At 63.1% G+C, this 20,513-nt stretch carries 16 protein-coding genes; 5 read left to right on the top strand and 11 right to left on the bottom strand.

Annotated elements, in window-relative coordinates; genetic code table 11:
* Nucleotides 1–155: 155 nt before the first annotated feature.
* The 9 genes from bamA to VHO05_RS08410 all read right to left on the bottom strand — a co-directional run bounded on the left by bamA (nt 156) and on the right by VHO05_RS08410 (nt 11,068).
* On the bottom strand, nt 156–2,480 hold the full coding sequence (bamA, locus tag VHO05_RS08450) for an outer membrane protein assembly factor BamA (RefSeq protein ID WP_329646162.1): 2,325 nt from the start codon (nt 2,478–2,480) through the stop codon (nt 156–158).
* A 303-nt stretch (nt 2,481–2,783) separates the two neighbouring features.
* Nucleotides 2,784–4,193 carry an RIP metalloprotease RseP gene (gene rseP / locus VHO05_RS08445; RefSeq protein WP_329646161.1) on the bottom strand — a complete coding sequence of 470 codons (1,410 nt, stop codon included), beginning with the start codon at nt 4,191–4,193 and terminating at the stop codon, nt 2,784–2,786.
* Between the two features lie 69 nt (nt 4,194–4,262).
* Nucleotides 4,263–5,516: a 1-deoxy-D-xylulose-5-phosphate reductoisomerase gene (locus VHO05_RS08440; RefSeq protein ID WP_329646160.1), complete on the bottom strand. Its 1,254-nt coding sequence runs from the start codon at nt 5,514–5,516 to the stop codon at nt 4,263–4,265.
* Nucleotides 5,517–5,619: 103 nt separating this feature from the next.
* A complete protein-coding gene (locus tag VHO05_RS08435; RefSeq protein ID WP_329646159.1) occupies nt 5,620–6,501 on the bottom strand; it encodes a phosphatidate cytidylyltransferase in 882 nt (293 codons plus the stop codon).
* 11 nt (nt 6,502–6,512) lie between these two features.
* Complete coding sequence (locus VHO05_RS08430) at nt 6,513–7,271, bottom strand: isoprenyl transferase (protein WP_329646158.1); 759 nt, start codon at nt 7,269–7,271, stop codon at nt 6,513–6,515.
* Nucleotides 7,272–7,486: 215 nt separating this feature from the next.
* Nucleotides 7,487–8,050: a ribosome recycling factor gene (gene frr, locus VHO05_RS08425; RefSeq protein WP_329646157.1), complete on the bottom strand. Its 564-nt coding sequence runs from the start codon at nt 8,048–8,050 to the stop codon at nt 7,487–7,489.
* Nucleotides 8,051–8,125: 75 nt separating this feature from the next.
* Complete coding sequence (pyrH, locus tag VHO05_RS08420) at nt 8,126–8,854, bottom strand: UMP kinase (RefSeq protein ID WP_329646156.1); 729 nt, start codon at nt 8,852–8,854, stop codon at nt 8,126–8,128.
* A gap of 132 nt (nt 8,855–8,986) precedes the next feature.
* Nucleotides 8,987–9,940, bottom strand: coding sequence for a translation elongation factor Ts (gene tsf / locus VHO05_RS08415; protein WP_329646155.1), 954 nt, complete (start codon nt 9,938–9,940; stop codon nt 8,987–8,989).
* 135 nt (nt 9,941–10,075) lie between these two features.
* Nucleotides 10,076–11,068: a 30S ribosomal protein S2 gene (locus VHO05_RS08410; protein ID WP_329646154.1), complete on the bottom strand. Its 993-nt coding sequence runs from the start codon at nt 11,066–11,068 to the stop codon at nt 10,076–10,078.
* A 518-nt stretch (nt 11,069–11,586) separates the two neighbouring features.
* Here VHO05_RS08410 and VHO05_RS08405 point away from each other — a divergent pair.
* Together VHO05_RS08405 and VHO05_RS08400 are read left to right on the top strand one after the other, a co-directional pair.
* Entirely contained in the window at nt 11,587–11,829 is a 243-nt protein-coding gene (locus tag VHO05_RS08405) for a hypothetical protein (RefSeq protein WP_329646153.1), read from the top strand.
* Nucleotides 11,830–11,853: 24 nt separating this feature from the next.
* Entirely contained in the window at nt 11,854–12,639 is a 786-nt protein-coding gene (locus VHO05_RS08400) for an RMD1 family protein (protein ID WP_329646152.1), read from the top strand.
* A gap of 6 nt (nt 12,640–12,645) precedes the next feature.
* Here VHO05_RS08400 and VHO05_RS08395 read toward each other — a convergent pair whose 3' ends face one another.
* Complete coding sequence (locus VHO05_RS08395; protein WP_329646151.1) at nt 12,646–14,337, bottom strand: thiamine pyrophosphate-dependent enzyme; 1,692 nt, start codon at nt 14,335–14,337, stop codon at nt 12,646–12,648.
* Between the two features lie 243 nt (nt 14,338–14,580).
* On the opposite strand from VHO05_RS08395, the gene VHO05_RS08390 reads away from it, so the two are divergent.
* A complete protein-coding gene (locus VHO05_RS08390) occupies nt 14,581–16,149 on the top strand; it encodes a DUF4384 domain-containing protein (RefSeq protein WP_329646150.1) in 1,569 nt (522 codons plus the stop codon).
* 1 nt (nt 16,150) lies between these two features.
* Here VHO05_RS08390 and VHO05_RS08385 read toward each other — a convergent pair whose 3' ends face one another.
* A complete protein-coding gene (locus VHO05_RS08385) occupies nt 16,151–16,738 on the bottom strand; it encodes a hypothetical protein (protein ID WP_329646149.1) in 588 nt (195 codons plus the stop codon).
* Nucleotides 16,739–16,827: 89 nt separating this feature from the next.
* Between VHO05_RS08385 and VHO05_RS08380 the strand changes: the two genes are divergently transcribed.
* The gene (locus tag VHO05_RS08380) at nt 16,828–18,150 is read left to right on the top strand and encodes a DNA recombination protein RmuC (RefSeq protein ID WP_329646148.1); all 1,323 of its coding nucleotides are present in this window, start codon (nt 16,828–16,830) and stop codon (nt 18,148–18,150) included.
* Nucleotides 18,151–18,166: 16 nt separating this feature from the next.
* A complete protein-coding gene (locus VHO05_RS08375) occupies nt 18,167–20,479 on the top strand; it encodes a Tex family protein (protein ID WP_329646147.1) in 2,313 nt (770 codons plus the stop codon).
* The last annotated feature ends 34 nt before the right edge of the window (nt 20,480–20,513 follow it).

The raw sequence follows: 20,513 nt of genomic DNA, 5'->3' as shown, positions 1-20,513 counted from the left end.
CGCCTGTCCTTTTCTTAAGACCAGACGCACGGGCGGTCCAGCTGATCGACTGACAAATCCACTTCCAGTCAGGCAGTGCCTTGCCGTTGATCTGGCGGGAGAAATGAAAAAGCCCGGCAGAAGGGTCTGCCGGGCTCTCATTTGAGGTCGAAAACTTAGAACTTGGTCGAAGCACCGAAGCGGAAGAACTGCTCCTCGTCGAACTTCTCTTTGGCGATCGCTTTGGCGAAGTCCATGCGGATCGGACCGACCGGCGAGTTCCACATGATGCTGGCGCCAATCGACGCGCGGACCGAGGCGTCATCCCCCACGAGTATGATGCCGTTTGTTTTCCCGTTAAGGCTCTTCGCGAGATCGTTGGCATCCCACAGCGAACCGGCATCTGCGAACACCGCACCCGAGAGGCCAAGGTCATCCGGCACGAACGGCAGCGGGAAGCGAATTTCCGCTGTGGTCGCCCAGTAGCTCTTGCCGCCCACCGCATCCTTACGCCCGCCGGGCGTAAGATCGCGCGGTCCGAAGCCGCCGCGGTCGAAGCCACGGATCGTCTCGCCGCCACGATAGTAGAGGTCCGTCAGACGAATGTCGTCGCCGCCCCAGCCTTCGATATGACCGCCGATGGCGCGGCCAACAAAGGTGATCTTCTCCGTGATCGGGTAGTAGGCGCGGCCTTCGCCGTTGACGCGAACGTACTGCACGTCGCCACCCAAGCCAGCCATATCGGTCGAGAGCTGCAGGTAGTAACCGCTGGTCGGGTTCTTGGGAATGTTGCGTTTGTCGTAGGTGAGAGAGGTGCCGATCGACGAGGCGAGCGAGGCGTCGCCGTTTATTGCGATGTCCTCCTTCACCAAGTTCGAGACACGCTGCATGTATTTGCTCTCGACGTCCATCGTCGTGTACTCGAGCGTGTAGCCCGTCTGCATCCAGAGGCTCTCGGAGAGCGGGAAGCCGAGGCGGGCTGTGCCACCCGTACGCGTCGAGTTGAAGCCGGACTCTTCCGTCTGGTCGACCTCCTTGTGGAAGAGGTCGAAGCCGGCAGCCAGGTTCTGATCGAGGAAGCGCGGCTCGGTGAACGACAGATCCACCTGCATGCGCTCGAACGAGCCGGCGAACTTGAGGCGCAAGAACTGGCCGTTACCGAGCAGGTTGCGTTCCGTGATGCTCACGTCACCGATGACGCCTTCAGAGGTCGAGTAGCCGGCACCGAACGACAGCTCGCCGGTCGACTGTTCGACGAGATCCACGTCAAGCACGACACGATCCTGAGACGAACCCGGACGGCGCTTGATGTCGACGGATTTGAAGAAGCCGAGGCTCTGGAGGCGCTTCTTTGCGCGATCGACGAGCAGCGGATTATAGGCGTCGCCTTCGGCCAAGCGGAACTCGCGGCGAATGACGTAGTCCTTCGTACGCAGGTTGCCGCTGACGTTGATGCGCTCGATGTAAATGCGCGGACCTTCGTCGATAAGGTAGGTGAGTGACATCGTCCGGTTGACCGGATCGGGCACGGCGCGCGGACGCACGCGGGCGAAGGCGAAGCCCTGCTCGGCAGTGAGCAGCGTCAGCTTCTCGGTGCTCTTTTCGACGTCGTTGCCATTGTAGGTGTCACCCTGGTGGGTGAGGATCTCACCGACGAGGCTCTGCGGATCGGCACCAGGGAGCGAGCTTTCAATCGTCACCGCGCCGAAGGTGTAAAGCTCACCCTCGTCGATGGCGAAGTTCACATAGAAACCGGAACCTTCGCGATTGAGCTCTGCGTTCGCCGCGACGACGCGCACGTCGGCATAGCCGTTCTTGAGGTAGAACTGACGCAGAAGCTCGCGGTCGAGATTCATGCGGTCCGGATCGTAGAAGGCGGTTCCCTTGAGGAAGTCGAACCAGCCGCTCTGGGTGGTCGAGATGATGTCGCGGAGCTGGGCGTCCGAGAAGGCGTGGTTACCCGTAAAGTTGATGCCCTGAACCTTGGTCGCACCGCCTTCGTTGATTTCGAAGACGAGGTTCACGCGGCTCTGCTCGAGCTCGATGATCTTGGGCTCAACCGTTGCCGCGTAACGGCCCTGGCGGCGGTAAACGTCGAGGATGCGCTGCACGTCACCCTGCACGCGAGCGCGGGTGTAGACGGAGCGCGGCTTCAGCTGGACTTCGGCCTTGAGCGTGTCGGTGTCGACCTCGCTGTTGCCCTCGAAGGCCACCTGGTTGATCACCGGGTTCTCGACCACGTGGACGACGACGGCCTGTCCATCCTGATCGATCGAGACGTCGGCGAAGAGGCCTGTCGCGAACAACGCCTGGAGCGAGGCGTCCACCTTGCCCGCGTCGTACGGCTGACCGACCGAGAATTGGAGATAGGAGCGCACGGTTTCCGGCTCGACGCGCCGGTTACCTTCAACGCGAATGTCGCGAACGACGCTCTGAGCTTGAGCGGGTAGAGTCACGAGCTGCGCGGCGTATACAGCGGGAACCGCTGCAACGAGCCACATCAGCAGACGTATCCCCCTAGTCGACATGATCCGAAACTGCACCATGTGCGGATCTGCCTCGCCTTATTTGTGCCGATCCCCCTCGGCTCTTAGGACCTGTCGGCAAGGATCCCGAGCCGTCGTCTTTTTATTCGAAACTCGAGGTGGAACTCCCCCTCATGAAGGCCCTGATTCAGCGCAAAAAACAACCAATCCGAAGCCCCCTGCCTCGAATCGCGCCGGCCAGTACCGCTCACTTCGGCCATTCTTAACTTCTGGGTAAGGCATTGGGAAGTGGCAAGTTTACGTCACCCAAGAGGGATTCTAGCCGCCACCAAAAAGTCGTTTTCCCACGCGCAGCAGGTCGTTGAGGTTCACGAATACGACCAGCATCAGCACCAGCGCGATGCCCACCTGGAAGCCGATTTCCTGCATCCGCTGACTCAGCGGCCGGCGCCGTATGGCCTCGATCGCGTAGAAAACCAGATGGCCGCCGTCGAGCACCGGAATCGGTAGCAAATTCAATAGGCCAATGTTGGCGGAGATCAGGGCGGTCCAGCGCAGAAGCGGCTCCCAGCCCATCTCGACAACGCGGGCGGTCACCTCGGCCATCAGAATTGGCCCACCAACTTGATCGGCCGACTGGCGCTGGGTCACGATATCCGTGATGCCCGTGATCGTCTGAACGATATTCGCGTAAGTTTCGCGCGCGCCGAGCCGGGCAGCTTCGAGCAGGGATACGGAAACCGGCTCCGGACGATCCGGTGCGACGCCGATGCGTCCTTTCTCGACCGTCGTGCCGTCCGGATTGGCGGCGCTTTTTGCCTCGGGAACGACGTCGATCGTCTGTTGCCCGCCCTTGCGGTCGACTGTGATCGCCAGAGTTTTGCCCGCGGCTGGCCCGACCATGGCGATAACATCGTCGAAGGAACCGACGCGCGCACCGTTGATGGCCGTGATGACGTCGCCGGGCTTGAAACCTGCTTTCGCCGCCGGTGAGTCCGGCATGATCGCGCCAATCCGGGCCGGCAGCGACCTGCGAATGCCGATGTCTCCGAGGCGGACCGTAACCCCTAGATCATCCTTGTGATCTCTCATGTCCGGATTGACCGAGAACGTTTGCGCCTGCCCATTCCGATCGACAGTGATCTTGAGGGTGCGGCCGCTGCTGGCGGTCACGATGCGGACCACGTCATCCAGCGTCTCGATCGACCAGCCGTCGATCTCGGTGATGAGATCGCCCGGTTTGATACCGGCCTTCTCGGCGGCCATTCCGGGCACGACCTCGTCCACGCGGGCGGTGACCATCGAGACACCGTAGGTTGCGTTCACGGCCGTGTAGATGAGGGCGGCGACAAGGAAGTTGGCCAGCGGACCCGCCGCGACGACGAGCGCGCGCTGCCAGACGGGCTTCGTATGAAACGCCCCAGCGGCCTTTTCAGGGGGGAGGGGCTCAGCCGTACCGGGGGCACTCGCCGCGTTCGCATCGTCGAGGAATTTGACGTAGCCGCCGAGCGGGATCGCAGCGATCCGCCAGCGGGTACCATGCCGGTCATAGAAGCCGCCCAGCTCGCGGCCGAAACCGATCGAGAAGGTGGTAACCGTAACCCCGCACCAGCGGGCCACCAGAAAGTGTCCCAGCTCATGGAAAAACACGACCACGCTGAGCACGAACAGGAAGGCGAGGCCCGAGAGGGTCCACGAGAACACCTGACTGAGTAACCCTTCGAACATTCTGAATAAATCCTGTCGACTGAGAGCTCGGTAGAGGAGATTGGGAACGGGCAGCGCTGTCCGGCAATTCTAGCCCGGAAGCATCATTCGTGCCACGCTTCGCGCTTCGCTATCGACGGCGAGCACGTCGTCCAGCGAGCTGACACGGTTAAGAAGGCCCCGACCTTCGGCGATTTCAAGACACGAAGCGACAGTGCGCGCGATATCCGCAAACCCAATCCGCCGGTCGAGGAAGGCTTGAACGGCAACTTCGTTGGCCGCGTTCAGGACAGCAGGCGCGGCGCCCCCGCGATGAAGCGCGTCGATCGCGATTTTGAGCGCCGGAAACCGTTCATAATCAGGGGCTTCAAAGGACAGGGTCTTGAGAGCCAGGAGGTCAAGCCGCTTCACCGGCGTCGGAAGGCGCTGGGGCCACGCGAGGGCCAGGGCGATCGGCGTGCGCATGTCCGGCTGCGACATCTGCGCCATCACCGATCCGTCCTCCAGCATCACCAGGCAGTGCACTACGGACTGAGGATGCACGATGGCGTCGAGCTGATGCGCCTCCACCGGAAAAAGATGAAACGCTTCAATCAGCTCGAGCCCTTTGTTCATCAGCGTCGCGGAATCGATCGTCACCTTCGCGCCCATCGACCAATTCGGGTGCTTGAGCGCCTCTTCCGGCGTGACGCGTTGCAGCCGGTCCTTGTCGAACGTGCGAAAGGGTCCCCCCGAAGCCGTGAGGATGATCTTCTCGATGGAACGGGCGGGCGTTTGGCCAATGGCCTGGAAGGCGGCGGAGTGCTCGCTGTCGACCGGGAGAAGTTCGGCGCCACTCTGTCCGACATGCTTCACGAAAACTTCGCCAGCCGAGACGAGGCATTCCTTGTTTGCCAAAGCCACCCGGCAACCTTGGCGAGCAGCCGCAAAAGTCGGTCTTAATCCTGCGGCACCGACGATCGCAGCCATGACGCAGTCGGCAGGCTCTTCTGCGGCAGCTTCGATGGCCTCGGGCCCCGCTGCGACCCGAATGCCCGACCCGGCCAGAAGGGTCTTTAGCTCCTCGTAATGGACCGCTTCCCCGATCACGGCGAGCCGCGCACGATGGCGCAAGGCCAGCTCCGCGAGGCGTTTGGCATTGCATTGAGCGGTGACGGCGACGATCTCGAAGCGCTCTGGATTGCGGGCGACGAGGTCGAGTGTGCTGGTGCCGATCGATCCGGTGGCGCCTAGAACCGAGAGACGCAGCGGTTTGCCTGTTGGATCGAGCGCGTGGTTGGGAGTTTCGTGACGTATGTCGCTCGGGCGCTCCGCGTCGTTCGATACGCTAACCGCCTGCGCCATAGTAAACTGTTCTCCATCCAATGTGCGTGGTGCCCCAAAAGGCCCCAAGCCTGGAGGGCCTTTATGCGCCCCCTCGGCTCACTGCGCCAGTTGCGATTGCGCTTTAAGGCCCTGCGCCGGGCATTCCGGCAAGAAGCGCTTCGGCCGGGGCCTGCGGATCGAGAAACAGCGCAAACAATGCGACCGCTACGGCCACCGCGACGATCCCATCCATCCGGTCCATGAAGCCGCCGTGTCCGGGCAAGAGCTGGCTGACGTCCTTGACGTCGAAAGCCCGCTTCAGCGCCGACTCCGCCAGGTCGCCGGCTTGTGCGATCACGCCCATCAGGACGCCCGTGATTGCAAGGGCGATGGGCGGCGCTTGGATCGCGTAGGCGAAAGCCGCTGCAACGAGACCGGCTGCGGCGAGGCCACCGAGGAGCCCACTCCAAGTCTTGTTCGGAGAAATCCGCGGCGCCAACCGCGGTCCTCCGATCAGTCGCCCTGCGGCGAAAGCAGCCGTGTCCGTCGCCGCTACGACGAGGACGATGAAAAGCACCGCATGAAAACCGGAAGGTTCATTGCCGCGCAGCCAGAGCAAAGCGACGGCGGGAAGACCCGCATAGAGCACCCCTGCGCTCGAAAGCATCGGGTGCGCCCCGAACTCGAGCGCCAGGACGATAATAGTGCCAATGATCAGAACCGCTACGCCGAGCGCTGCAAATCCGAACGCCGCGAGAGCGACTGCGGCGAAGACCGACACACCGTGCACGAGCAAGGACAGGTCTATGCCCTCGCCACGAACGACCCTGGACCATTCCCAGCTCATGACCAGCGCGATGAGCAAGACGAGGACTGCGAACGGAAGCACGCCGGCCCACGCGAGGGCGAACGAAACGGCGGCGAGGCCGGCTGCCGAGAGAATGCGAAGCCAGACGTTCGATGCAAGCGACGGCGACGGCGGCGCAGGCACAGGTGGCGGGGCGAGCGTTGGGTTCTCCTCCATCGGCGTCATCCTCAGGCGGTCGAACGGCACGACAGGCCGCCAAACCGGCGCTCGCGCCCCCTGAACTGGGTGATCGCTTCCAGAAGCAGCTCGCGGCCGAAGTCCGGCCAGTAGGCGTCGAGAAAGACAAACTCCGTGTAGGCGCATTGCCAGAGGAGGAAGTTGGAAAGACGACACTCTCCACTGGTCCGGATCAGCACATCCGGATCCGGAACGCCTTTGGTATCGAGCGCGCGCGTCATGAGATCGGTGGTGATGTCCGCCGACGAGAGGCGCCCTGCCGCGACCTCTTCGGCGAGCCGCCGCGCCGCACGCGTGATCTCGCTGCGGGAGCCATAGTTGAAGGCAATGACAAGGTTGAGACGCGTATTTTCGCGGGTCAGCTCGCAAGCCTCGTCGATCAGGACTTGCAGTTCGTGGTCGACGTTGTCGCGTTCTCCGATGACCATGACGCGAACGTTGTTTTGATGCAGCTCGGCGAGATCGCGGCGGATGAACCGCTTCATGAGTCCCATCAGGTCGTCGATCTCGTCTTGCGGACGCGACCAGTTTTCCGACGAGAAGCTGTAGAGCGTGAGATAAGGGATCGACAGGTCGATTGCGGCCTGAACGGTGCGCCGCACCGCTTCGACGCCCGAGCGGTGTCCGAGAGCCCTCGGCAATCCGCGTTCCGCAGCCCATCGGCCGTTGCCGTCCATGATAATGGCGACGTGACGCGGCATGATCTCGGCGCCGTGTGCGCCCTCCGAGGATTTCGATCTGTCTGCCACGGGCTTCGAGCTTTGCTGCGGTTGGCGTGATGGAAATGTCGGGTCGTCGTGGGCTTTTGTTGGGCGAACGCGCGAGCCGAAAGCGAGTTTCGGTCCGCGCGTCAGGCTAGTTTCGTACCGTATTCCCCCAGTCTCGCACGCCAATGGCGCTCAAAACATGAGATTCTAAGCGCGAGTCACATCTTTGATTGATCTCACCAAAGACGATCGCGCTCTTACACCTTGTGAATCTCAGCTTCTTTGGTCGCGAGCGTCTGATCAATCTCCTTGATCAGCTTGTCGGTCAGCTCCTGGACCTTGGCCGAGTTCTTGTGGTGATCGTCTTCGCTCATCTTGCCGTCCTTCTCGAGTTTCTTGAGAAGGTCCATGCCGTCGCGACGAACGTTGCGTACCGCAATACGATGAGCTTCGGCATACTTGTGGGCCTGCTTTGCAAGCTCCTGACGGCGCTCCGCCGTGGGAGCCGGGATCGGCAGGCGGATCATCGTTCCGTCCACGACAGGGTTCACACCGAGGTTGGCTTCGCGGATAGCCTTGTCGACGGACTGGACGTTGCCTTTGTCCCAGACCTGCACCGAGATCATGCGGGGCTCGGGGACGGTGACCGTCGCCACTTGGTTGATGGGCATACGCGCGCCGTAAACGTTGACCTGGACGGGATCCAGAAGGTGGGCGCTCGCGCGTCCCGTCCGCAGGCCGGCGAGCTCGCGCTTCAGCGCATCGAGCGAAGCGCGCATGCGGTTCTCGATTTCCTTGAGATCGAACGTCGTGAGGGACACCGGGCTTTTCTCCTTTTTCTCCGCTGGTCCAATACGGCTTGAGCCTCCGCGTTGCGATAGGCCGGACCGTGCGGATTAGCCGTGAATGACCGTGGCGCGGGCGGATCCGGTGAGAAGCTTGATCACATTGCCCGGCTCGTCGATAGAAAACACAATTACCGGAAGATGATTGTCGCGGGCAAGGGCGATCGCCGCACCGTCCATGACCCGGAGGTCACGCGCCAGAACTTCCGAGTAGGTGAGCTGGTCGAAGCGCTGCGCTGAGGGATCCTTCTTCGGGTCCGCCGAGTAGACGCCGTCGACCTGCGTCGCCTTGGCAACGGCATCGCAACCCATCTCGACGGCGCGCAGCGTGGCCGCCGTGTCCGTGGTAAAGAAGGGGTTGCCTGTGCCCGCCGCGAAAATGACGATCCGCTCGCGTTCAAGATGATAAAGAGCGCGATGGCGGACGTAGGGCTCGCACACGGTCGGCATCGGAATGGCCGAGAGCACGCGGGCCGGCGCTTTGGCGGCTTCGAGGGCACTTTGCAGCGCCAGCGCGTTCATGACCGTCGCCAGCATGCCCATATAGTCGGCCGTCGCGCGGTCCATGCCCTTGGCGGCGCCCTGGAGCCCACGGAAAATGTTGCCGCCGCCGACCACGACGGAAATCGCGCATCCGGCAGCCCGTGCCTCTGCGAGATCGGCAGCCAGGCGCTCTACGACGCTGTTGTCGATGCCGTAGCCGTTCCGGCCCATCAGGGCTTCGCCTGACAGTTTGACGAGCAGCCGCTTGTACTTGAGCGATCCACCGTCCGTCGTCATGCCGGTCTCCCTGTCAGTTCGAGCATGAATCATTTGATCTCATTCAAGACGCAGAGCAGAGCAAAAACAATCGGGCCGGAGATGCGTTCGGGCAAAAAAAAGCCGGCAGTTTCGCCGGCTTTTCCGGTTTGATTAGCTCTTTTGGGCCGCTCCGACCGTCTTCGCCACCTCAGCGGCGAAGTCTTCGACCTTCTTTTCGATGCCCTCGCCGAGCTGGTAGCGGACGAAGCCCGCAACCTTGACCGGCGCACCGACGTCCTTCTCGGCCTGCTTCAGGATCTCGGCGACCGTTGCCTTGCCGTCAATGACGAACACCTGCTTCAGGAGAACGGCCTGGCTGACGAACTCCTTCTGCAGGCGTCCCTCGCCCGCCTTGAGCAGGATTTCGTCCGACTTGCCGGCGTTCTTCGGCTCGGCCTTCGCCTGCTCGAGATAGATCGCACGCTCGCGGTCGATTGCCTCCTTGGAGAGATCCTCGACGTTCACGACCTGCGGGTTTGAGGCGGCGATGTGCATGGCCAGCTGTCGGCCAAGCGTCATCAGCGAGTCCGTATCGCCGGCGCTCTCGAGCGCGACGAGCACGCCGATCTTGCCGAGGCCATCGGCGGCCTTGTTGTGCACGTAGTCGGCAACCACACCTTCCTTGACGGAAAGAGCAGCCGTGCGGCGCAGGCCCATGTTCTCGCCGATTGTGGCGACCGCATCCTTGATTTGCGCTTCGACGGTGTTGCCCGTGCCGGGATAGCTGGCTGCGAGCAGCTTCGAGAGGTCGCCACCGGCTGCAAGAGCGAGCGAGGTGATCTTCTGGACCATCTCCTGGAACTGCGGATTGCGCGCGACGAAGTCCGTCTCCGAGTTGACCTCGATAGCAGCGCCGGACTTGACCTGCGAGACGACACCGACGAGGCCCTGGGCCGCAACACGGTCTGACTTCTTCGCGGCCTTCGACAGGCCCTTTTTGCGCAGAAGGTCGACGGCGGCTTCCATGTCGCCGTTGGTCTCCTGCAGTGCCTGCTTGCAGTCCATCATGCCGGCGCCAGTCTTGTCGCGCAGCTCTTTGACGGTTGCGGCGGAAATCGTGCTCATGACTGCTCCTTTCGCACTAGGTCCCCAGCATCTGGGGGAGAAGTGCCGATTTTGAAATGGCAAAGTGCGGGCCGTTTGTAAGGCCCGCACGTGCGTTATCTAGCGGCGCGGTGTGTCAAGGCACCGCGTGTTGGATCAGGCCGCTGACGCGTCGACCAGCTTCTTGGCCTGGGCGACCCAGTTCTCCTGCGCGATCTGGCCCTTGAGCTTGAGCTTGCGGTCGAGCGAAGCGAGGTTGTCGGCGTCGAGGTCGGCAATCTGCCAGAAATGGAACACGCCGGCGTCGTTGAGCTTCTGCTCGAGCTTGACGGTGATTCCGGTGATCCGCTTGAGATCGTCAGCATCGCCGCGCGGTCCATCAATGCCCTTGAAGACCTTGACCTCGGGCAGGTTCTCGGCCGGCGGCTCAGCCGAAGCGCCGACGTCGACGCCGGAGAGACCCTGGCCGCGCTCAAGGCCGTCGAGAGCCGCGCGTGCAATGAGATCGCAGTAAAGCGTGATGGCGCGGCCAGCGTCGTCATTGCCCGGAACCGGGAAGTCGATGCCGTCCGGATCGCAGTTCGTGTCGACGATGGCGACGATCGGAATGCCGAGCTTGCGGGCTTCCTTGATGGCGATGCCTTCCTTGTTCGTGTCGATGACGAACAGGAGGTCCGGCACGCCGCCCATGTCCTTGATGCCGCCGAGCGCCTGGTTGAGCTTGTCGCGCTCGCGCTGGATGTTGAGAACTTCCTTCTTCGTGCGGCCCTGCGGGTCGGCGAGAATGTCGTCGAGCTGGCGCAGACGGCGGATCGAGGTCGAGATCGTCTTCCAGTTGGTCAGCGTGCCGCCGAGCCAGCGATGGTTGATGAAGTACTGGGCCGAGCGCTTGGCGGCTTCGGCGATCGAGTCCGAAGCCTGGCGCTTCGTGGCGACGAACAGCACGCGGCCGCCGCCGGCGACGGTATCGGAGACCTTGTTGAGCGCCTGATGCAACATCGGCACGGTCTGGGTCAGGTCGAGAATGTGGATGTTGTTGCGGGCGCCGTAGATGAAGGGCGCCATCTTGGGGTTCCAGCGGTGCGACTGGTGACCGAAGTGCACGCCTGCTTCCAGGAGCTGGCGCATGTTGAATTGCGGCACGGACATGTGCGTATCTATCCTTTTCCGGTTAATCCTCCGCGCACCTTGAGAAGAAAAGCTAGTCTTTTGAGGAGGTTAGCTCATCCACCGGAGCGACCTGGCGGGGCTTTTAATCCGCCGGGCGCATGAGGCGCGCGTGTGAGATGGGCGCTGTCTAACTGCAAATCCTAGGATTGGCAAGCTTTTGGCGCCAAACGGTCAGGCGCGACGATGGGCGTAGGCGTAGGCAAGAGTAGCAGCCATCAGGTCGTCGGGCGATGTTTCCGATCTAGCGGGCGAAGGCAGGGCTAGCAGCAATCCGGCTGCGATCGCGTGCTGAAGGCGAATGGACATGGGAAGCTGACCGCGCGTTTTGATGACGTCCGAACGCTAATGTCGATTTATGACAGGATATGGTGGGCGAAAGCGTCGCTCCCGCGGCGCGCCGCTACCGTGCGCATCCTGTGCCAAGGCCAAAATCGGCAACTCTTTCCCGAGGGAGGGGCGCATCGTAAGCTTGCTGACGGACTGATGGGGACCACGGAATGCGCATCTTAGCCTTGGTAGTGCTCGCCTTTGTCGTTGGCGCTGTGGTGGGATGGGGCCTCGCAATGGGGGCCTACATCGTGCAAACCGAGTTGTTCGGGGCTCACGACCAGGACGGTGGCGGCGCTATGGCCTATGGCCTTGTCATTGGTCCCGCAGTTGGCCTGGGCCTCGGCATCGTGTTCGCGGTCCTCACGGCGCTGCGCCTGACCAGCAGACCCAGATCCGGCGCAGGCCGCTGACGCAATAACTCCGCAGGGACCCCGATGGAAAAGCCTGTCACCGTCCGCGCCCTACAACTCGGCGAGCGGATCGATCTCAGGGGCCTTGAGCGCGAGGACATGTTCTCGACAAGCCCGCTGGGGTTCCGTACGCCTGAGGGCGGGGCGGTCGTCCTGTTCAAGAGCGGGAGCGCCGCTTTCATAGGGCTTACCCCCGTTGCAGAGGACGCCCTGATCGCGAGCTTAGCCGGGCGCATTGTGCAGCCGCTGGAAGCGAGCGAGCGGGAAAGCGAAATGGCTTACTTGGTGGTCAAGCCGGAAGCGGATGATCTTGCAGGCCCCGCCGGTACCCTCCACGTGAAGAGCCTGGATCCGAACCGCATCGTGCTGGTCGCGCAGGCGCTTGCCACGAGTGTGGCCATGGCTTTCGACGAACGGCGTATCGCCCAGGCCTTCGAGCGCATCGCGCCCCTGGCCGAACGTTTGAAGGGCGGGCGCTTGCCGGAACAGCCACAGGCGGAACTGTTGGGTCAGATCGGAGACGCACTTCTGATCCAGCAGCGGCTCGCAGGACGTGTCGATCTCGACGAGAAGCCAGACGTGCTTTGGGATCATCCGGAGCTGGAGCGGCTGTGGACTCGCCTCGTCGATGAATACGATCTCACTGTCAGAAGCCGGGCCATCGCGCGCAAGCTCGAAGCTATTCAGGAGACGTCGGCCACCCTCACTGACCTCGTGAGCACGCGAACGAGCCACCGCCTAGAATGGTACATCATCGCGCTGATCCTGCTCGAAGTGGTGCTCGGTCTCTACGATCGGCTCTGGAAGTGAGCTGAGCTATTTGCGGGCCTTCGGCGCCGCTGACTGGCGCACCCCCGAAAGCGTCTCCATCGGTGTGATGGCCTCGGGATCGGTCCGGAGGTCGATCACGAATGGCACGTCGGCCGCAAGAGCCTCCCTGAAGACGGCCTCGAAATCCTCGCTCCGAGTTACCACCGCGCCGTCCGCGCCGTGCGCCCTTGCGAGCGCGGCGAAGTCAGGATTGACGAGGCTCGTTCCGCTGGTCCGCCCGGGATAGTTGCGTTCCTGGTGCATGCGGATGGTGCCGAACATGCCATTGTTGGCAATGAGGATCGGCATCGCGAGCCCATATTGAACCGCAGTGCCGAGCTCGTTCGATGTCATCGCGAAGCATCCGTCACCCGCGAAGCAGACGACGGGCGATCTCGGATTCGCGAGCTTCGCTGCAATGGCCGCCGGTAACCCATATCCCATCGAGCCGGACGTCGGCGCGAGACCGCTCCGGAAACGCTTGAATTGAAAGTAGCGGTGCACCCACTGCGAATAGTTGCCCGCACCATTGGTGATCAATCCGTCTTCCGGCAGCACGGCCGAGACGGTCGAGACCACATCCTCCATGCGGACAGCGCCGGGTGTTGCGCGCGGGACGAGCGTCGCCTCGTAGGCTTCGCGGAGGTCGTGCCTGTAGCGGCTCCACGGGCGCTCCGCAGGACGGCCCTTTTTTGTAGCGCCGCGCAGATTGGGCGCGAAATCCGCAAGCGCTTCGGCGAAGGCTTCCGAATTGGCGGCGATGGACAGCGACGCCTCGCGGAAGCCAAGAATTGCGCTGGGTTCGGGATGGACCTGAACGAACGTCTGGTTTTCGCCACCCAGCAGGGCATAGCCGTCGGTTGCGATATCAGCAATTTCCGCACCGATTGCGATGACGAGATCGGCCGCCTTGAGGCCTGCCTTGAGCTTTTTGTCGGTCGTGAAGCCGAGATGGCCGACGTAGCAGTCATGCCGGTTGTCGACGTAGTCCTGGCATCGGAAAGAGGACGCAACGGGAAGATCGAAGGTGCGCGCCAGATCTTCAACCGCGTCTTTGACGGATTGGGTCCAGCCCGGCCCGCCCACCACGATCAGGGGGCGTTCTGCTGCGCTGAGACGCTGCGCGAGATCGCTCATGTCACGCGCTGTCGGGGCAGCCCCCGCGAGCGTCGCTGGCACGACGACGGAAGCCGAAGTCTGAGCCGACAGCACGTTCTCCGGCAAACCAATCACCACTGGGCCGGGCCGGCCTGACATGGCAACGCGAACGGCGCGCGCGACGTATTCGGGAATACGGTCTGCCGAACGGACGACGGCCGTCCACTTCGCGACCGAGGCGAACAGCGCCTCGATGTTGATTTCCTGAAATGGCGCGCGCTCATCGAGCGGGGTCGTCGGCAGGCCAACGAACAGGATCATCGGTGTCGCGTCTTGCTGCGCGACGTACACGCCGGATACGGCGTTGACGACGCCGGGTCCGCGCGTCGCGAAGGCCACGCCCGGCCGCCCCAAAAGCTTGCCGGTCGCCTCCGCCATCATCGCCGCACCGCCCTCATGACGGCACACGATGGTTCGCATCGCGGTCGTGTCATAAAGCCCGTCGAGCGCGGCGAGGAAACTCTCTCCTGGGACCTCGAAGATGCGCGGCACGCCATGTGCAGCAAGCTGATCGATCAGGAGCTTTCCACCGTGCGCCATGAGGGTCTTGTCGGTCCATTGATGTGGCTCGCGATGAGCCGAGGTTGCAAAGGCTGTAGCACAGATAGGATAGCCTGCGTCCCAAGGCTACTTTCGGGGGCCTGATACGGTGGTTAAGGATTGGTGCGGATTGCATTGGCTGATCGCGAAATGGATTTTGGCTACCGGTGGCGCAAGGGCCGCTAGTCCGGAGATGGGAATAACCGGTAGTCTTGGCCGGGCTGAGGGCTGAAGGCGGGGTCGATGAGAAGAGCAGGACGGCGCGTGTGCGCTATAGCGCTGAGCATCCTGACGGCAGCGCTGGGCAGCGCCGCCGTTGCGTTGGCGCAAACCGTTGCCGGCGTGTCCCCACCTGTGCCGTTGCCGGAGCGCGCGCGGGCAGCGTTGGAAACCCATTGCACCGAATGCCGGAGCAATGGGGGCGCCGTAGATCTCGATACCGTCGCAGACGATCCCGCTCTCGTCGTGCCCAAGCGCCCTGACGCATCTCGCATCTACCAGATGCTGCTCAGGACCAGTCCTGCACCGTCCGCCCCGACACCCGCGGAAATCGAAACGGTGCGCGACTGGATCGAGAGCCTGCCCGCACGCGACGCGGAGTGTCGCGATCGTGCCCGCATCACGCCGGAAACTGTCGAAGCGCAAATCGATCATTGGGCGGAAATGGTGGGGCCTTCGGAGGCGGCCGACACACGCTTCGTTTCACTGGTCCATCTTTGGAACGCGTGCGCCTCTCCGGCCCGCCTGAAAGAGTACCGAGAGGCAGCGGCAATTCTGCTGACCGCCTTGGCTCGCCGGAGCGAGCCGATTGCCCTGCAGACCCTTGGCGATGAGAGCGCCATTCTCGCTTTCCGGGAAGGCGACCTTCAAAGCCCAGAAGGGGAGGAGGAGCTTCTGACGGATTCGGCGCCCGCCGTTGGGGGAACCGAAGCGATCCCGGTAGACTGGTTCGCAGCCCAGTTTCTTGCGCTTTCGCGCCCAAAAGAAGGGAGCGGAGAACGCGCCATTCCCGTCGACCTGGACGGTGCTGCGCAAAGGGTCGTATCTGCTCTCGCCAGATCGTGGACGAAGGATGTCGACTTGGTGCGCGCGGCGGCGGAACGGGGCATCACGGCACGCGCGTTGGCCGATCGGCTCTCGGCGGTTGACGGCGACGCGCTCTACGCGGCTCGAAAGCTGATACATGGCGCGCTGAGCCGCGCAGAGTGGGATGCACTATCGCGCGCGCTCGATGACGACACGCTGGACACACCTCCTGCGAAGCGCACCATCCCCGACACCGAGATCGAGGTCATACTCTGGACAGATAAGCCCCGGTATTGGCCGCGCGATCTCGTCACGATCCATGCGTCCGTCAGCAAGGCCTGCCACTTGACGCTGATCAACGTCGACCGCGATGGAAAAGCAGTCGTTCTGTTTCCCAATGATATCGACCAGGACAATCTGGTCGCTCCGGGCGTGACGATCCGTGTGCCGGGTACGGACGCGAGTTATCAGTTCCGCTTCGACCGCAGCGGCGAAGAGCAGATCGTTGCCATCTGCCAGCGAACGTCACGCCATCCCGACGGGATCGACTACGACTACGAAAAACAACGTTTCGAGATACTGGGAGACTGGCGCACGTTTCTCAGAACCGCTTCGCTGCGGGAGCAGGAGGCTCGCGCACGTGAGGAGGCCGAGGTGGCCCGTCGCAAGCGCAGGGGCGAGCGCCCGTCTCCGCCAGTCGGGCCAGCCGCCATTGACCCGAATGGTCCAGCTGTCGAGGGGCGCGCTGCCATCGTGGTGCCGATAGATCCCGCGGGAGGGCCCTAGATCAGAACTTCTGCTTGTTGAGAGTGTCGGTTTCCGGATCACGCTCCTTGCCCTGCGTTGCGTAGAATAGCTCGCGGAGGTCGGGCATCGGATCGGTGCGCTTTGTCGGCGGAATTCCCTGTGAGTTCGCCTCGTGGGCGAGGATCAGCCAATGCCCCTCCGGCTGCCTTTCAAAGATGAAAAGGGCGGAAGCTGCGGTCTCATAAGTTTGCTGAGCAGCCCAGGCATAGAAATAGCCTCGCTCCCACACGATGGCTTTCGCGAAACGCGCATCGATCTTGAGGACGTCGATCTCGTAGGAGAACTTCAACGCCTGCGCCGCAAGCTCATGCGAGATCGTCGGGCTCAGCCTTGCACTTTTCGGATTGGTCTCTGTGTCGTGTGGGCCGCCGTCGATGGCTCCTGGCGCGTAGAGGTTCCTGTAGCCGTGCCGGCCTAGCGTCGTCGGCGCCGTCCCGCGCTGCTGCAACTCGCCATACCAAGTGGCGATCACCTCGCGGATGGCGGTCTCGTCGGATTTGGCGTGAGGCTCCTCGGCAACGGCCACTGGGCTCACGAGCAGGAAAAGGGCTGCGAATAGGGCGCGCACGCTGAAGCTCCTGGATGACTGCCCGGCTTGTTCAGAGATCCTCCCATTCCTGACGAATTTTGGGCGCTCGAATCGGGTATCGCAGGGACATGATCGAACAAGCCCCCGATCGCCTCTCCCAATGGCTCGCCGCACCGCGCGAGGCGCTGAGCGCCGCCGTGAGCGGCCTGGACCCGTTGCTGGTCGCCGCGGTCGTTGGGTTTTTGGTGCTTCTACCGCTAATTGCGCTGGGCTTGCGCAGCAAGTCCGGTACGCGGGATCGCGAGGCTGCGGCGGCGGCGGAGTTCGCCGAAATCAAGGGCCGCCTCACCGCCATGAGCGAGATGACGGTGCGCCGCCAGTCCGAGGAAGCGCGCGCTTTGGATGAGCGCGTCGAGCAGGTCTCGGCCCGCCTGAACACGGCGCTCGACGGTGTGAGCCGGCGCCTGTCCGAAAGCCTCTCCGAAACGCAGCGACAGAGCGGCGATACGGTCGCGCGGCTGGCCGAACGCGTCGACACGCTCGCGCGCCATATGTCGGCGAGCCTCGATACCGTCTCGACGCGCCTCGGCGACAATCTCGCTGAAGCGGGACGCCGCACGACGGAAAGCCTCTCGAATTTGAACGAGCGCCTCGCCGTCATTGCAGAGGCAAAGCAAAGCCTCGCCGATCTTTCCACCGAGGTAACATCGCTCTCGGGCGTGCTGGCCAACAAGCAGGCGCGCGGTGCCTTCGGGCAAGTGCGCATGGAAGCCATTATTCGAGATGCGCTTCCCGCGGGCACCTATGAGTTCCAGCCTACGCTGTCGAACGGCAAGCGCCCGGATTGCGTAATCCGGTTGCCGAACACCCCGGCAGCCCTGGTCGTCGATTCCAAGTTTCCCCTCGAAGGGTTCGAGGCCCTGCGCACGGCCCGCGCGTCCGACGAGGTCAAGGCGGCCCGTGACGCGATCCGCACTGCAGTCGGCCACCATATCGACGATATCGCCGAGAAATATCTGATCCCAGGCGAGACCCAGGACACGGCGCTGATGTTCGTCCCCTCGGAATCTGTTTACGGCGACCTGCATGAGCACTTCGCGGATCTGGTGCAGCGCGCGCATCGCTCCCGCGTGGTGATTGTGGCGCCGAATATCCTGATGCTCGCCGTGCAGACAGTCCAGGCCGTCATCAAGGATGCCAAGATGCGCGATCAGGCTGGGCTCATCCAGCGCGAGGTAGGATTGCTCCTTGGCGAGGTGACGCGCCTTGTCGAGCATGTCACCGATCTCGAACGCCATTTCGGCTTGTCCGGCAAGGCGTTGCAAAAGGTCCAGACGTCCGCGTCCCGCATCGGCGTGCGCGGCGAACGCTTGACAGCCCTCGATCTCGAGGATGAAACAGCGCCCCAGGGCGCCCCAGCGGCCGCGCAATTGACGTCGCGCGCCTCCTAAAACCGAAGGCACTTCCATGGACAAGATCAATCAGCGTATTGCCGATGAACTGCGCGTGGCGTCTGGCCAGGTGGCAGCAGCCGTAGGGCTTCTCGACGAAGGCGCGACGGTGCCGTTCATCGCGCGCTACCGCAAGGAGAAGACGGGCGGGCTCGACGATACGCAGCTTCGCACGCTGGCTGAGCGTCTCGTCTACCTGCGCGAGCTAGAAGATCGCCGCGCGTCGATATTGAAGAGTGTCGATGAGCAAGGGAAGCTCACGCCGGAGCTGGCCCGCTCGCTCAATGCAGCCGGGACGAAGGTCGAGCTGGAAGACCTCTACGCCCCCTATAAGCCGAAGCGCCGCACGAAGGCGCAAATCGCGCGCGAAGCTGGGCTCGAGCCGCTCGCCGATGCGCTGCTTGCCAATCCCGCACTCGATCCGGCCGCCGAGGCTGAGAAGTTCGTCTCAGCCGACAAGGGCGTCGCTGATCAGAAGGTGGCCCTCGAAGGCGCGCGCCACATCCTGATTGAGCGCATCTCCGAACGCGCCGAGGTGGTGCAGAACCTTCGCGAATGGGAATGGAGCGAAGGCCGCCTGTCCTCCAAGGTCAAGAAGGGGAAGGAAGCGGAGGGCGCCAAGTTCTCCGACTATTTCGACTTCGGACAGGCAATCAAGGACATGCCGAGCCATCGCGCGTTGGCATTGCTGCGCGGCGTCAACGAAGGCGTGCTCGATATCGATCTCGACGTCGAGCGCGACGAGACCAAAGCACACCCAGCTGAAGCAAAAATCCGCGCCGCGTTCGGCATCGCCGATAAGGGCCGCGCGGCCGACGCCTGGCTCGGAGAGACTGTGCGTCTCGCCTGGAAGGCGCGGCTCGCGACGACCATCACGTCCGATCTGCTGACGCGCCTGAAGGAGCGTGCCGACACCGAGGCCATCACGGTCTTCTCGTCGAACCTCAAGGATCTGCTGCTTGCTGCACCCGCTGGCCCGCGCGTAACCATGGGGCTCGATCCCGGTTTGCGCACCGGCGTCAAGGTCGCCGTCGTCGATGCCACCGGCAAGCTGGTCGACACGAGCACGATCTACCCGCACGAGCCGAAACGCGATTGGCAGGGCTCGCTGGCCGCGCTCGCCATGCTCGCGGCAAAGCACAAGGTCGATCTCGTTAGTGTTGGCAACGGCACCGGCAGCCGAGAGACGGACAAGCTCGTCGCCGAGTTGATGAGCAAGATGCCTCAGCTCAAGCTCACCAAGGTCATGGTCTCGGAGGCCGGTGCTTCGGTCTATTCCGCGTCCGAGCTAGCCGCGAAGGAGTTCCCAGAGCTTGACGTTTCGCTGCGCGGCGCCGTCTCGATTGCACGCCGCCTCCAGGATCCGCTCGCCGAGCTGGTCAAGATCGAGCCGAAAGCGATCGGCGTTGGCCAGTACCAGCACGACGTCGACCAGACCGGGCTCGCCCGCTCACTCGATGCCGTCGTCGAGGATTGCGTGAACTCCGTCGGCGTCGACGTGAACACGGCATCCGTGCCACTGCTGACCCGCGTGTCGGGTCTGAACCAGACGCTCGCCTCCAACATCGTCGCCTTCCGCAACGAGAACGGCGCCTTCAAGACGCGCGCCTCCCTGAAAAAGGTGCCGCGCCTCGGGCCGAAGGCCTTCGAGCAGGCGGCCGGCTTCCTGCGCATCATGAACGGCACCAACCCGCTCGATGCCTCGGCCGTCCATCCCGAAGCCTACGAGGTCGTCGAGCGCATCTCTGAGAAAACCAGCCGGCCTCTGAAGTCCATGATCGGTGACCGCACCTTCCTGAAGGCGCTGCGGCCCGCCGAATTCGCGGATACCAACTTCGGCATCCCAACCGTCACCGACATCATCGCCGAATTAGAGAAGCCGGGCCGCGACCCGCGTCCCGAGTTCAAGACCGCCACCTTCACCGAGGGCGTCGAGAAGATCTCCGACCTAAAGATCGGCATGCAACTCGAAGGCACGGTGACCAACGTGGCGGCCTTCGGCGCCTTCGTCGATGTCGGCGTTCATCAGGACGGTCTCGTCCACATCTCCGAGTTGGCGGACCGCTTCGTGAAGGATCCCCGCGAGGTGGTGAAGGTGGGTGATGTCGTGAACGTCCGCGTGAAGGAGGTCGACGCCGAGCGCAAGCGCATCGCGCTGACCATGCGCTCAGGTGCCATCGAGCGCAGCGCGCCGGGGCCGTCCGCGCGCCCGTCGGGAGGATCGCAGCAGCAGAGCCGCAACTATGCGCCGCCTCCGAAAAAGGGCCCCGAGCCCGCCGGCGAAAGCGCTTTGGCCGCCGCGCTACGCCGCGCTCAGGAGCGGAAGTAGCCACGATTCCCAACCGCGAATTGGGTATGGCTCA

Origin of the sequence: Hyphomicrobium sp., assembly GCF_036262015.1 — a bacterium.
Taxonomy (GTDB): domain Bacteria; phylum Pseudomonadota; class Alphaproteobacteria; order Rhizobiales; family Hyphomicrobiaceae; genus Hyphomicrobium_C.
The sequence above is the reverse complement of the archived record's forward strand: the minus strand, read 5'-3'. Positions and strand labels throughout refer to the sequence as shown.

Bases quoted from the DNA above. Each gene is read 5' to 3' on its own strand.
- VHO05_RS08375 (WP_329646147.1), top strand. From the start codon at position 18,167: ATGGACAAGATCAATCAGCGTATTGCCGATGAACTGCGCGTGGCGTCT.
- VHO05_RS08405 (WP_329646153.1), top strand. From the start codon at position 11,587: ATGCGCATCTTAGCCTTGGTAGTGCTCGCCTTTGTCGTTGGCGCTGTG.
- rseP (WP_329646161.1), bottom strand. From the start codon at position 4,193: ATGTTCGAAGGGTTACTCAGTCAGGTGTTCTCGTGGACCCTCTCGGGC.
- VHO05_RS08400 (WP_329646152.1), top strand. From the start codon at position 11,854: ATGGAAAAGCCTGTCACCGTCCGCGCCCTACAACTCGGCGAGCGGATC.
- VHO05_RS08380 (WP_329646148.1), top strand. From the start codon at position 16,828: ATGATCGAACAAGCCCCCGATCGCCTCTCCCAATGGCTCGCCGCACCG.
- tsf (WP_329646155.1), bottom strand. From the start codon at position 9,940: ATGAGCACGATTTCCGCCGCAACCGTCAAAGAGCTGCGCGACAAGACT.
- VHO05_RS08440 (WP_329646160.1), bottom strand. From the start codon at position 5,516: ATGGCGCAGGCGGTTAGCGTATCGAACGACGCGGAGCGCCCGAGCGAC.
- VHO05_RS08395 (WP_329646151.1), bottom strand. From the start codon at position 14,337: ATGGCGCACGGTGGAAAGCTCCTGATCGATCAGCTTGCTGCACATGGC.
- pyrH (WP_329646156.1), bottom strand. From the start codon at position 8,854: ATGACGACGGACGGTGGATCGCTCAAGTACAAGCGGCTGCTCGTCAAA.
- bamA (WP_329646162.1), bottom strand. From the start codon at position 2,480: ATGTGGCTCGTTGCAGCGGTTCCCGCTGTATACGCCGCGCAGCTCGTG.
- VHO05_RS08390 (WP_329646150.1), top strand. From the start codon at position 14,581: ATGAGAAGAGCAGGACGGCGCGTGTGCGCTATAGCGCTGAGCATCCTG.
- VHO05_RS08410 (WP_329646154.1), bottom strand. From the start codon at position 11,068: ATGTCCGTGCCGCAATTCAACATGCGCCAGCTCCTGGAAGCAGGCGTG.
- VHO05_RS08435 (WP_329646159.1), bottom strand. From the start codon at position 6,501: ATGGAGGAGAACCCAACGCTCGCCCCGCCACCTGTGCCTGCGCCGCCG.